This window comes from Paraburkholderia sp. A1BS-2L, from assembly GCF_051125205.1.
Taxonomy (GTDB): domain Bacteria; phylum Pseudomonadota; class Gammaproteobacteria; order Burkholderiales; family Burkholderiaceae; genus Paraburkholderia.
Window position 1 is genome coordinate 517,782 of record NZ_CP120430.1, and the last position, 12,920, is coordinate 530,701.

Below are 12,920 nucleotides of genomic sequence, written 5' to 3' on the forward strand. Positions count from 1 at the left end.
TCGAACACCGGTGCGAAGCCGCCGCAGGTGGGCGCCATCCCCACGTCCAGCACGCGTGCGGCGGGCATGCCGCCATACAGCACGCTCAGGCAACCGCTGCCGATGGTCTCGCCGACGCTAGGCAGCGGCACGCCATTGCTCGGAGGATGCGCGTGCGCATGCGGCACGCCCAAATGAGGCACGCCGATGAACGCCGCAGGCATGCCCGGCATCAGATTCGCGCCCGGAATCAGCGCCATGCCGGTATTGAGCAGCTGATCGAACGCGCCAAGGCTGCCCACCGCGCCGTTTACGACATCCGATATGCGGTCCAGCGTGCTCGCCTGGGGATTACCGAGATCCTGAAACGGCTGTGCACCGCTATTGACCGCACTCGCGAGTGCATCGACCGAAGTGTTGCCGGTCGGGGCGATCAGCGGGCCGGGTGGCGCGGGCGGTGCGCTGGCCTCGGTTGCAGCACTGGCCGCTCTGGCCGCTCTGGTCGGATTGCTCGGATTGCCTGGCGGGGTGCTCATCTAGCGCCGTCCCTCCCGTTCCATCTCCCGATGCACAGGAATCCGATCTTTTTCCATTTCGTATGCCATGGCTTGCGTCTTCAACCCAGCCTGCGCGTATAACGCAGCCAGCCGCTCGAGCACCGAATGGCGCTGATGCTCGCAGCCGAAACGCTCGCACAACGCCTTCGCATCGGTCCACGCACGCGCGGCCTCGACGGTCTTGCGCGCGCCCAGCAACGCCACGCCGAGTTTCTCCAACGCATCGACGGCTGCATGCGGGAACATCAGCTTGTCCGCCGTGCGGCTCGCGAGCTCGAAATACTCGACCGCGTGCGCGGGCTGTTTCAGGCTCAGCCGCGATTGTCCGGACGCCATGAGCAAATTCAGCGCGACACTCAGGTTGCCGCTATCGGCCGCGGCGTCGAGTGCGTGCGCATACCAGCGGCTCGCATCGGCATGCTGGCCGCTGCGTGTCGCGACATCGCCGATTCCCCCCAGCGCCAGCGCCTGCCCGAGCGGATTGCGCTGCTCGCGATGCCAGCCATGCAGCAAGCGATATTTCTCGAGCGCCTGGTCGAGGCGGCCATGCGCGAGATCGAGCGCGGCCAGTTGCATGGCCGCCTGCATCCGCTCCGCGAGCGGACGGGCCGCATCGTTGAGCGCGTCCACCAGCGTATCGGCGGTTTTTTCCGGCGAGAAGTCGAGGTCGAGCGCAAGCACATGACGAGCCTTCTCGCGCTGCTCGGGCGTCAGAAGAAAGCGCCGCGCAAGATCCTCGCGCAAGCAGAATCGATGCCCTTCCATCCACGCTTCGAAGCCATCGAGTGCAAGCAGCGGCCAAACTGCTTCCCGATAACTGGTTGCGTCCGCAACTGTCGACGGCATGAGTGCCCAAACGATATCGACGCCCACCTCCACCAGCCCGCGCACATGCTCCACCGCCGCCTTGAGGCGGCTCGCGTGGGGCTGGCCCGGGTCGGTGCAAAGCAGCGGGAGTGCGCCCCAAGGCGGCTCGCCCGCTTTCACGCGCGCGTCGTTCTCTGCGGCGATCTGCGCGGCAAGCGAATCCATGCACTGCTGCAAATAGCGGCCTGGCGCATCGCATGCGAACGGAAACAGCAGATAGATGCGCTGCGCGTCGCGCCGGTCGCGCTCCTGAAGCATCTTGAACGCGAGCACGATGTCGAGATCGGTTGCGCCGAGCACGAGCGTCGGATAGTCGGGCTGCTCGATGAAGTCCCCGAGCGCGGCGTCCGTGGCGGCAAATTCGCGCTGCATTGCTGGCGTGCTCGCGCGTCAGTTCAGCCGGATAAAGCGGCTTCGCACGACCGTATCGGACTCGGTGCGGATGTCGACGCCGCCGCGCCCGGCTTCCAGTTCCAGCGTCTGCGCGCGCAGGCTGAGTTTGCCCGCGGCCTCCAGGTTGATGTCCGGGCTCATGAGCCGCACCACCGGCCCCGCGCCCGAAGCGAGAATCCGAACGAGCGGCTTGCCCTGGACATCGTCGATCTGCACGCATTGGTCGGGCGCGAGTTGGATGGCGTGGCTCGCGTGCGTGTCCTGGTCCTCCTCCAAAGCCGGCGTGACGGGCTCCGCCGCGCCCGGTGCGAAAACACCCGTCACGAGCGGCTCGGCCCAGTTCACCGGCTGCTCCACCAGTACACGATCGCCCCTGCGCGGCCTTTGTCCACGCAGGCAGGCAAGCCAGCACTCCACCATCTCGCCGTGCGCATCGAACCAGCGCACGCGCACCCGGCCCGGACAATCCGGGTGATGCGTATCGATCACCTCGCCGACGAGCAAGCCCTGCGCGGCAGGCGCTCGCGCGGGCGCTGCCGGAGCGGGCGCCATGCCCGCTTCGAACAAGGCGCGCAGCTTCGAGCGCGTGGCGGTGTCGATGGTGTCCGGGTCGATTTGCACGGCTTCCGTTGCCGCCGCGTCTTCGGCGTGATCTGCGTAATTTTCTTGAATATCCATGAGATCCTCTCCGTTTCTCTGCTTGCCTGCCTTCGCGGAGCGATGCAGCTAGTGCAGCACCACCCTTATCGCGTTGCAGTCGGCGGCGGCGCTTGACAGTTAGTTGCATCTACGAGGCGAACCGCAACTAGTTGATGTGCGCGATGGTCCCCTGAATCGTGATGCCGGACGAGTCGAGCGTGATGCTCGCGCCGTCCGTCGAGATCACGATCGTCTTCGCGTTGATATTGACCTGCTTGACGTCCGCGTCGCCCACGTTGATCGTCGGCGCCGAGACATCCACGTTGGTGATGCCATAGACTGCCGTGAAAGGCGTGCCGGTGATGATGACGCCCTTGCCGGTCCCGGTGATGTTCACTCCCCGGCCCCCGCCATCGCCCGTGATGCCGACACCGTTTTCGAGTCCGTTCACGTCCACGCCCGAATCGCTGCCCTTGATCGCGACGCCGCCGGTGTCGCCGGTAATGTGCATGCCCTCGCCTATCGCATGCAGTCGCACCGCCTTTGCGGCGGTCGCGCTGTAGTCGCCGGTATTCACATTCACAATGCGCGAGCCTGCCGCCACCGTATGCGCGCTGGTCTGCTGCACCACTACGGTGTGAGTGCCGGTGGCCACGGTGAAGCTGTGATTGCCATTGGTGACGGCATGCGTGCTGTTGCCCGTCACGGTCACGCTATGGTCGCCGCCCACGCTCGTGGTTTCGTTGCCGCCGATCTGCGCCGTGCGGTGCTGCTTGACGCCCACGGTCTCGTTGTTGCCGATCTGCTTGTTGCGGTTGTTGCTCACCTGCACCGTCTCGTCGCGCCCCACACTGCGGGTGCGGTCGCGGCCCACCGAAACGGAATGATCGACCTCCGCCTCCATGTCGAGATTGCGCTCCGCGTGCATCCACAGTTGCTCCGAGCCCTTGCGATCCTCGAAGCGCAGCGCGTTCGCATGCTCGATTGTGCCGCCCGGCGTAGAACGCGAGAGCAACCCGCTTTGCGTCGCGCTCATCGGCAGGCCCCAGGGCGGCATGCGCGCGGCGTTGTAGCAGCGCCCGGTCACGATTGGATAATCGGGGTCGCCGTTCAGAAAATCGACGATCACCTCGTCGCCCACACGCGGAATCTGCACACCGCCAAAGCCGCCGCCGGCCCATGGGCTCGACACGCGCACCCAGCATGAGGAATCCTGATCATTCTTCCCGTAGCGGTCCCAGTGGAATTGCAGCTTCACGCGGCCGTACTGGTCGGTCCAGATTTCCTCGCCGGGCGGCCCGACCACGACCGCCGTTTGCGGCCCGTTCGTGTGAGGCCGCGGCGTGGCGCACGGCGAGCGGTATGGCAGGCTGTCGGGCTGCGCGAGCAAATCCGTCTCGTGCAGAACGGGCTCGTTGCCCGTATGGCTCGCGTAGGGGTTCTCCTGAAAGCGCCAGGCGCAACGGACGATCAGATACTTGCGGTTCTGATCCGCGCGCGGGCAGCGTGCAAGCTCGAACAGATAGCCCGGCGCACATGCGCGCACGTCGGTATGCGCCTGCGCGCGGTCGTAGACGCCCTGCAGTTCCTCCAGCCGCACGCGGTTGCGATGCTCGCCGTGCGCATCGTCGCGGTAGCCGCCCGGCCACTCGAATACGGCATAGTGGTCGTGATCGTGGCCGCGCGGTTGAGCGCGCTGCACGCCCAGATCGGCAAGCGGCTTCGTGTAGTCGTAGTCGCTCGCCTCGCGGCGTCCCGCGCTCACTTCCTGCACGGGCTGCCAGCGGTCGATATGCTCTTCGTCGGCAATCGCGGCACGGTCGCTGGCGATGAACGGAATCGTCGCGAAGCCGGGCAGGTCGCCATGTGAGGCCGTTGCATCGCAGAGCACCAGCGTATGCGTGCCGGCCTCGTGCCGGAAGAAATAGTAGATGCCCTCCGTCTCCATCAGCCGCGACACGAAGTCGAGGTCGGTCTCGTTGTACTGGACGCAGTACTCGCGCGGCGCGTAGGTCTCGGTGAGCCGGCTTTCGATGGGATAGCCATAGGGTGCGAGCACCTGCTGCACGATCTGCGGCACACTCTTTTCCTGGAAGATGCGGCAGTCGGCGCTGCGGCTCGCGAGCCACAGCCAGGGCCGCACGATCAGTTCGTATGCGTAGTGGCGCTCGGCGTGCCGCCCGATCAGCGTGGCGCGCGCGACGATGCCGTTCAGATAGCGTTGCCCGCCCTCCGCCAACTCGACGCGCACCGTCACCGGCTTGCCGAGCAGATCGCGCAGCGACACGCTATAGCTCGCGGCCAGAGCCTCGATGCGCCATTCGAACGGATGCCCGAGTTCCTCCTGGCCACTCAGGCGATAGAACTTGAGCTCGTCGCCGAGCGGGCTGTCGAGCGTAAAGATGCGCGCCACGCGTCAGCCTCCTTGCGCGCGCGCGAAGACGGGCGGCTCACGGGTGTCAGTGCGCGCAGCATCCACAGCGCGCGCGGCCAGATCGATCACGAGCTCGCGCGCGGGTTCCTCGCTCAGCCGCTGTCCGAGCCAGGTCGAGAAGCCGAGCCGCCCCGCTCCGCCGGGCGCTGCGCGCGGCACCTCGGGCGCGGCCAGTTCGAGTTGCAGGTCCCAGTCGAACTCGGCGCCCACGTACTCGCGCACCCAATGCACGAGTCTCGCGGCATCCGCACCACCGGGCAGGAACGACTGGTAGCGCGCGAGCGGCAGCGGCCCGAGCACGATGCGAAAGCTGCCTTGCGCGTCGCGCACTGCGCGCCCGAGCACCGCACCTTCGCCGAGCGCCGCGCGCGCGCCGCGCCCCCGCCGCCCGCCCTGCGCCACGCCGCGCATGCCGGTTGCGCCTGGCGTACCGGATGCGCCCGGCGTGCCTCGCGCACCGATCGCGCTACGTTGCCGTGCGTCGAGCGCGACCCAGCGAACGACATGCTCGACAATGCGCACCGGCACGCCGAAGTCGTGGTGCAGCATCTGCGCGAGCCCCTCGGGATTGCGCGTCTGGCGCACCCAGTGGCCCGCGTGGAAGTACTTCGCATGACGGCCAGGCGCTTCGCGCGCTGGCAACGCGGGCTCCGTGGCACGCGCGCCGATCAGGCTCGCGACATAGCCGTCGAAGCGCGAGGCACCGGGCCAGTCCAGACCGACGACCGGCTGCGCATCGGCCCAGGCGCGATAGAACAGCACGAGCAGGCGATGATGAAAGACGTCGGCGAATGCGCTCATCGATGCATCGCCCACGCTGTGCGCACGCTCGAATGCGTACTCGGTCACGTGCTGCGGCAGCGCGCCATTGGGACCGAACAGCCCGAAGCCCTGGACGAGCACGCGCGGCGGCGCCGTCTCGCCTGGCGCATCGGCAATGCCGGACACCATCGAAGGCGCGAAGGCAAGCGAAGGAATCTGCCCGAGCCGCACCGGCTCCGCGCCGGGGTGTTGCGCCGCGCCGAGCCGCGCGGGCGCGCTCGCGAGCGCATCGATCCAGCGCAGCAGGTGAAACAGGTCGTGCTCCGCCGGCGCGGCGCGCAGCCGGCGCCAGAACGCCAGGTAGCGGGCGCGGTCATTCTCGCGGCCCATATTTTGATATCCTGATCGATCGTTCATATCGCAGGCCTGCGTCCCACGCGCGCGGGCCATTCGGCGATTTCCCCGCGCTGCGCCGAATACAGCGCGAACTCGACGAACGCGTTAATCGAAGCATGCCGCGCGAAGAATTGCTCCAGCGCCGCGCCAAGCGCGTAAGGACTGTCGCCTGCGAAGGCGTGGTCGTCCACCGTCATCTCCACGCGCACGCCGCGCCCATAGACGAGCGGCCCGGCCACCGGCAAGCGCCTGAATACCGGTTCGCACGCGAGCCGCCGGATGCCGCGGATGCGGCGCGCGAGCGGCGCATCCGCCGGGTCCGCGTAGATCTCCAGTTGCTCGCGCAGCCGCTGTGCGCCGGCCTCGTCGTCGATATCGGCGAGCGGCTGGTAGTTGAGCCCCAGATGCGCGATCAGCCGCCAGTTGGCCTCATCTTGCGCGAGCGGCGGGCGCGGCGTCGAAGGGCCGCGCACGATGTGCACGCGGCTCACCGGTGCGGATATTTTCAGCGTGAGATCGGTCACGCCCGCGGCCGCGAGGTGCAGCGGCAAGTCGCGGTTCGTACACAGCGTGTCGGCGGAAAGCAGTTCGATGCGCTCGTCGAACGGTGCGTGCCTGCGGTCGACGAGCGACACGTAAACGTCCGTGCCCGCATAGTTCGAACGCATGCCGCCGCGCCGCGCCTGAGTACCCACAAGCCGCGTTTCGCGCCGCACGGAAAAGTACGCCCCAGATTCCTCGGCATCGCTGGCATTCGCCATGTAGAGCGGAAGAAACGCAGTCTCTCCCTGGGCGTTTCCATTGCTGCCCTCGCCGGCACGATGACCGATCACGCGCTTCACCGAGAAAATTTCGTAGTCGAGCGCGCGCGTGCGGTCGACCATCAGCCGGTATTCGCTCGCGCCGGGCGTCACAGGTATGCGCTCCGTGCGCTTCGGAAACAGATTGATCGCCGGCGTGCAGTTGAGGGCGAGATGGGTGGCGTCGATGCTGCGTTCGAGATCGGCGTCGTCGCCGTCGATGAGCAAGAGCATCTCGATGCACTCGCCACGCGAGGCCTCGAACGCCTGGCGCAGGCCGCGCACGCTGAAAAATAGATTGCGCGCGCCAAACGCGAAGTGCTCGCGCAGGATCCGGTAGCCCTCGAAGCCGCGCGAGCCGGGTGGAAAGAGCGCCTGGTCCGCGTCGAAGCCTTCGTGAACAACGGCCTCTGGCCCGAGCGAGGCGAGCCGACGGCTTTCCGCGCCACGATCGGATTCAGCGGATTCAGCAGGATTGGCGCCATCGCGCAGCACGACGCCGAGCGTGCGCGCGCACACGAGTTCGAGCAGCCGCATGGCCTGCCGCTCGGGTCCGCCAAGGAAAAACGTCAGCTGGTCGACGGGCAAGCGATTCAGACTCGCCCCGCCTTGCGCGCCCAGCACGACGCGCAAGGCGCGTCTCGCGCCCCTGCCCTCGCCAGCGCCCGCCGGCACCGGCATCAGATCGACGGCGCGCAGCACGAGCGGCCACAGCGTGACTGGCTGCGCGGTGCGAAACTCGCAGGCCGTACCCATGCCGCGCGGCGCGGCCGCCATGAGGCTGGTCCCCGCCGGCACGGTGAAGCCCTGGCCCAGCGTGCCCTGGGCCGGATCGGCCTCGAACTGGACGATCGCCATCGCGGGCGTGGGCGCGAGATGATCGGGATACACGACATCGAGCAGCCGCTCGGAAAAGCGCGGAAACTCGGCGTCCATCTTCAACTGCACGCGCGCGGTGAGAAAGCAGAAGCCCTCGAGCAGGCGCTCGACGAACGGGTCCGCGACGTCGATGCCGTGCATGCCGAGTCCGCCCGCAACCTTCGGATACTGGCGCGCGAACTCCGCTCCCAGTTCGCGCATATAAGCCAGCTCGCGGTTGTAGTAGTCAAGAAAGCGTGCGTCCATAGCGTGACGTTGGTTCAGCGCCGCGCGCGGCCGCTGGTGGAGTCTGCATCGCCGGACCGGTTCAGCGGGCGCAGCAGCGCGAAGCCCGAATCCAGATCCAGCTCGGTTTGCAGCAGCATCGCAATCGGCGGCTCCACGCACGCGAGCCGCCCCGCGATCTCGAAGGTCAGCACGTTGTGCCGGCTCGCGCGCCGTGGGTCGCTCACACACCGCACCTCGACGCTCTCGCTTTGCAGGCGCGGCTCGAAGCACACGATGGCCTCACGCAGCGCATTTTCCAGGTACTGCGTATCGATGCCCGAAAGCGGCGTGCCCGCGAATGCCGGCACGCCGAAGTTGAGCACCGAGCGGCCCGCTTCGGCGTAACGGCGCGCATCGTGCTCGTCGAGGGCGCAGGCCGTGTTCAAAAGCCACGACAGGTCGCGCAGCACCGCTTCGAGCAGCGCGCCTGTGCCGTGGCCGTCGTCGCGCAAGCGGTCGAACAGCATGGGCCGCGCCGTGCGCCGGGGTTCGACCGCATGGCCCGCGCGGGCTTCGCGCACGAAGTCCCGATAAGCGGAATCACTCGCCATGCGGGCCTCACATTTCCGTGTTCTTCTTGATGTCCCAGCCCATCGTCACTTCGGGCCCCTTGCCGCCGTTCGCGTTCTGCTCCCAGTACTGCTTTTTCACGCGCGCGGCCTGAAAGCCGTATTGCATCATCAGCCGGTCGGTGGCGTCGTTCGTTTCCGCGCCCACCACGCGCGCCGTGGTCACGATCACCTCCTCCAGCGTGACGCGCGAGAACTCGATCTGCTCGCCGCCGGTCTTGCACGACGATATCTCCACCTTCGATAAATGCTTGCCGCTCGCGCAATGCTTGATGATGGCGGGCGTGGCCTTGTCCATGAAGGCCATCACCACGAGGTCGTCGAAGTTCGCCTTGCCCGCATTGCCGCCCCCGCCCGTGGCCATGGCCGCCGGTTGCGTCGCGCCCCAGGAAAACGACTGGATGTCACTCCAGCCGCCATGCTGCTTGTCGGCGGATTCGCCCGTTGCGCCATCCACCTTCATGAACATCGCCACGCCCATTGTGTTTCTCCTGTTTGCTCTCGCGGATTGATCAACCATCCTCATCAACTGCCCGATACCTGCAAGGCCGGCAATCGGGACACCAGCCGCAGCGACACCGTCAAGCCCTCCAACTGATAATGCGGCCGCAGGAAAAACCGCGCGGAGTAATAGCCGGGGTTGTCAGCCACGGCGTCCACCACCACGCGCGCCTCGGCCAGCGGCTTGCGCGCCTTGGTGTCCTGCGAAGAGTTCGCCGGGTCGCCGTCCACATAGTTCATGATCCAGTCGTTGAGCCAGCGCTCCATGTCAGGGCGCTCGCGGAACGAGCCCACCTTGTCGCGCACGATGCACTTGAGGTAGTGCGCGAAGCGGCTGCACGCGAACAGATACGGCAGCCGGCCCGAAAGCCGCGCGTTCGCGGTGGCGTCGGGGTCGTGATACTCGGCACTTTGATACAGCGACTGCACACCGATGAAAGCGGCCACGTCGGAGTTCTTGCGATGAATGAGCGGAATCAGCCCGTTCTTCGCGAGCTCCGCCTCGCGGCGGTCGCTGATCGCGATCTCGGTCGGGCACTTCAGGTCGACGCCGCCATCGTCGGTGGGGAACGTGTGACACGGCAGGTTCTCCACGGCCCCGCCCGACTCCACGCCGCGTATTGCCGAGCACCAGCCATAGAGCTTGAACGAGCGGTTGATGTTGGCCGCCATCGCATAGGCCGCGTTGGCCCATGTGTAATGGTCGTGGCGCGCGCCATCGGTTTCTTCTTCGAACTCGAATTCGTCGACGGGATCGGTGCGCGCGCCATAGGGCAGGCGCGCGAGAAAACGCGGCATCGCGAGCCCGACGTAGCGCGAATCGTCCGATTCGCGCAGGCTGCGCCACGCGGCGTACTCGGTGTTCTGGAAAATCTTCGTGAGATCGCGCGGGTTCGAAAGCTCCTGCCACGAGTCCATCTGCATCAGCGACGACGACACCCCGCCGATGAACGGCGCATGCGCCGCCGCCGCGATCTTCGAGATCGATTGCAGCATTTCGACATCGGGCGGGCTGTGGTCGAAGTAGTAATCGCCCACGAGGCAGCCGAACGGCTCGCCGCCCAATTGTCCATACTCCTCTTCATAAACCTTCTTGAAGAGCGGGCTCTGGTCCCAGGCAATGCCCTTGTGGCGCTTGAGCATGCGCGCGACTTCCTGCTTGCTCGCGGGCAGCACGCGAATCTTGAGCATCTCGTCGGTTTCGGTGTTGTTCACGAGATAGTGCAGCCCGCGCCACGCGGACTCCAGGCGCTGGAAATCGGGGTGATGGAGCATCGCGTTGATCTGCGTGGACAGCTTCTCGTCGATCGCGGCAATCATCTGCCGCACGCCTTCGTAGGCATCCGACGATAGAGTCACCGTGCGGCTCTGTTCGAGCGCCTCGCGCGCGAGCGTCTGCACCGCGGTTTGCACGGCCACGCGCGCGAGCTCGGTCTTGGGACTGATCTCGCGCTCCAGCAGCACCGAGAACTCCCCGCCGCTCAGCGTAGCCGCCGGCAGCGTGGTGGCGGCGCTGCACAGTGCGCCTTGCGTTTCACTTCGGCTCATGGTCGTCCTCCTCGCTGGCGTTGCGTGCCGGCGGCGCGCCGAGCGCCTTGGGCTCGGACAGCTCAGCGAGCAGCGCCGGGTCGCCCAGCGCCCGCGCGATCAACTCCTCCGCGCCGCGCTTGCCGTCCATGTACGAGAGCAGGTTCGCAAGCTGAGTGCGCGCTTCCAGCAAGCGTCGCAGCGGCTCTACGTTGCGCGCGAGCGCGGCGGGCGCGAAGTCGTCGATGCTGCGAAACGCCAGCTCGACGCTCATCGTGCCGTCGCCCGTGAGCGTGTTGGGCACCTGAAACGCGAGCGCTGGCGCGATCGACTTCATGCGGTCGTCGAAGTTGTCGACGTCGATCTCCATGAAGCGGCGCTCGGCGAGATCTGGCAGCGCCTCGCTGCGGTTGCCCGCGAGGTCGGCCAGCACGCCCATCACGAAGGGCAACTGCACCTTCTGCTCCGCGCCGTAAAGCTCGACGTCGTATTCGATCTGCACGCGCGGCGCGCGATTGCGCGCGATGAACTTCTGGCCGCCGTCCAATGACTTGTTACGAGACATGTGAGTCAACTCCCGCGCAATCCGTGCGCTTTAATCCACAATCCAGCAATACGATTGAACCGGGCGCTTCACTGCGGCGATTCATTGCGGTTCCCGCTCAGGTGGTCGAGCTCCCGCACGCTTTCCGGCGCAATGTCGCGAAAGATCTCGTAGAAGTTCAGCGAGAGCAGGCGCTGCGCCCGGCGCAGAAAAATGGGCGCCGGGTGGCTCGGCTCGTGCAACTCGAGGTAGCGGCACATTTTTTCGAGGCCGAAATCGATGTCGGCGCGGCTCGAAATCTCGGCGTCGCGCCATGCCGTGCCATTCGTGCCATTCGTGCCATTCGTGCCATTCGTGCCATTCGTGCCATTCGTGCCATTCGTGCCATTCGTGCCATTCGCGGCGGGTGGTCCCGCTGCGCGCTGCTGCGGTAGTACGCTTTGCTCTGCGTTTTGCTCCGCGTTTTGCCCCACGTTTACGGGCGTGCCTTGCCCCGCGGCTTCCGCCATGGCCTGAGGCAGCTCGGCAGCCAGCGCGGCTAGCTGCCGTTCGAATGCGCTCCTGTCGATCGCCCACGCCTCGCCGAGCCTCTCGCTCGTCCTGCGCCGCAAGCCCTCCAGTTGCTCCCGCACCGCGAGCGCGGCCAGCAGCGCGGGGCTGTCCGCAGCGTGCGCCTCGCGCAATTCGCGCAGAAGGCGGGCGCGTCCACCGGCGTAGCTACCCACGCCGTTGCCGGCATCGCTGCCGCTTTCGCTGGACATCACACCTTCGCCTTGCTGCAACAGTTCTGCCGCCGCGCTCACGCTCAGCGTCCCGATGAGCGACTGCTCGCGCGCCGCGCGCACGCAGCCCTGTGGGCCGGCCAGTTCCGCCAGCGCATTGAAGCGCGGCAGCGGATCGGCCTCGTCGTCGAAACGCAGCGCCGGATGCAGCGGCTCCCAGTACGCGTCGAGCAGCGCCGACGCAAGCCGCAATCCATCCGCATAGCCTTGCAGGCCGCGGCTGTCGATCCACGCCCAGGTGAGCGGCACGACGATGCGCAAGTCCTTCGTGCGCGCCAGCAGCGCGAGCGCGAGGCGCTCCACCTCGCGCCACGCAGGCGACTGCGCAGCGATGACCACGTCGCCGTACTGCTCTTCGGGCTTCGCCGTGGCGCAACGCTGCAGCTCCAGAAAGTCCGCGTCGTATTCGAGGTCCGGTCCGCACGGCGCGTCGGCGCTGATCGGTGCGAGCAGGGTGTCGATCATCGTTCGGTCTCCTTGACGCATTACTCGAACTTGTAGCTGATTTCGAGCGGCGGGCTGCCCGCGTCGAGCGTCACGGTCCGCACGTAGGGCGCGAGCGAGCCGTTGCGGATCTCGATGCGATGCGTGCCCGGCGAAAGGCTTGCTGTATGGAACGGCGGGCTCACGCCGCGCCTCACCCCATCGACATAGACCTCGCCCCACGGCAGGACCTGGAAGTGCACGCGCACGGGGCGCATCGGCGCAGGTGTGCGCACGGTGGGCGCAATGGCTGGCCGCGACGGCACCTGGGCGACCTGCGGCTCCGAAGGCGCGGCCTGCGTGGAGTCCGCGGCTTGAGCCGTTTGCGAGGATGCGGCGGCGGATTGACTGGTGGCATTGTCGACGGTGTTATCCGTGGCATTGGCGGGCTTGTCCTTGCCGGCGTGAACCTCCACCACCGTGGTGTCCGTAGTCAGGGCCGGCGCGGCGGGCGGCATGACGGAAGCTGGCGTGGCCGCTGTGGCCGCTGCGGCCGCTGCGGAAACTGCCGCGCCGGGTTGCGCCTGCGCGGGCGGGTTGG

10 protein-coding genes and 1 pseudogene are annotated in these 12,920 nt (G+C 67.0%); all 11 read right to left on the reverse strand.

Features of this window, described 5'->3' with window-relative positions:
* Positions 1-5: 5 nt before the first annotated feature.
* Positions 6-515 (reverse strand): annotated as a pseudogene (locus P5W98_RS26890) (PAAR domain-containing protein); the annotation flags it as partial.
* The gene (locus P5W98_RS26895) at positions 516-1,775 is read right to left on the reverse strand and encodes a hypothetical protein (RefSeq protein ID WP_421027774.1); all 1,260 of its coding nucleotides are present in this window, start codon (positions 1,773-1,775) and stop codon (positions 516-518) included.
* Positions 1,776-1,793: 18 nt separating this feature from the next.
* A complete protein-coding gene (locus tag P5W98_RS26900; RefSeq protein WP_421027775.1) occupies positions 1,794-2,474 on the reverse strand; it encodes a hypothetical protein in 681 nt (226 codons plus the stop codon).
* Between the two features lie 127 nt (positions 2,475-2,601).
* Positions 2,602-4,848 carry a type VI secretion system Vgr family protein gene (locus tag P5W98_RS26905; protein ID WP_421027776.1) on the reverse strand — a complete coding sequence of 749 codons (2,247 nt, stop codon included), beginning with the start codon at positions 4,846-4,848 and terminating at the stop codon, positions 2,602-2,604.
* A gap of 3 nt (positions 4,849-4,851) precedes the next feature.
* Complete coding sequence (gene tssG / locus P5W98_RS26910) at positions 4,852-6,021, reverse strand: type VI secretion system baseplate subunit TssG (protein WP_421027777.1); 1,170 nt, start codon at positions 6,019-6,021, stop codon at positions 4,852-4,854.
* A gap of 23 nt (positions 6,022-6,044) precedes the next feature.
* On the reverse strand, positions 6,045-7,952 hold the full coding sequence (tssF, locus tag P5W98_RS26915) for a type VI secretion system baseplate subunit TssF (RefSeq protein ID WP_421027778.1): 1,908 nt from the start codon (positions 7,950-7,952) through the stop codon (positions 6,045-6,047).
* 14 nt (positions 7,953-7,966) lie between these two features.
* Positions 7,967-8,524 (reverse strand): type VI secretion system baseplate subunit TssE, encoded by a 558-nt coding sequence (gene tssE, locus P5W98_RS26920; RefSeq protein WP_421027779.1) that lies wholly within the window; start codon positions 8,522-8,524, stop codon positions 7,967-7,969.
* A gap of 7 nt (positions 8,525-8,531) precedes the next feature.
* Positions 8,532-9,023: an Hcp family type VI secretion system effector gene (locus tag P5W98_RS26925; protein WP_421027780.1), complete on the reverse strand. Its 492-nt coding sequence runs from the start codon at positions 9,021-9,023 to the stop codon at positions 8,532-8,534.
* A 44-nt stretch (positions 9,024-9,067) separates the two neighbouring features.
* Positions 9,068-10,591, reverse strand: a complete 1,524-nt coding sequence (tssC, locus tag P5W98_RS26930; RefSeq protein WP_421027781.1) for a type VI secretion system contractile sheath large subunit — start codon at positions 10,589-10,591, stop codon at positions 9,068-9,070.
* Positions 10,578-11,135 carry a type VI secretion system contractile sheath small subunit gene (tssB, locus tag P5W98_RS26935; protein ID WP_421027782.1) on the reverse strand — a complete coding sequence of 186 codons (558 nt, stop codon included), beginning with the start codon at positions 11,133-11,135 and terminating at the stop codon, positions 10,578-10,580. The genes tssC and tssB overlap by 14 nt, the downstream gene beginning before the upstream one ends.
* 68 nt (positions 11,136-11,203) lie before the next feature.
* Entirely contained in the window at positions 11,204-12,382 is a 1,179-nt protein-coding gene (gene tssA, locus P5W98_RS26940) for a type VI secretion system protein TssA (RefSeq protein WP_421074010.1), read from the reverse strand.
* Positions 12,383-12,920: the final 538 nt, after the last annotated feature.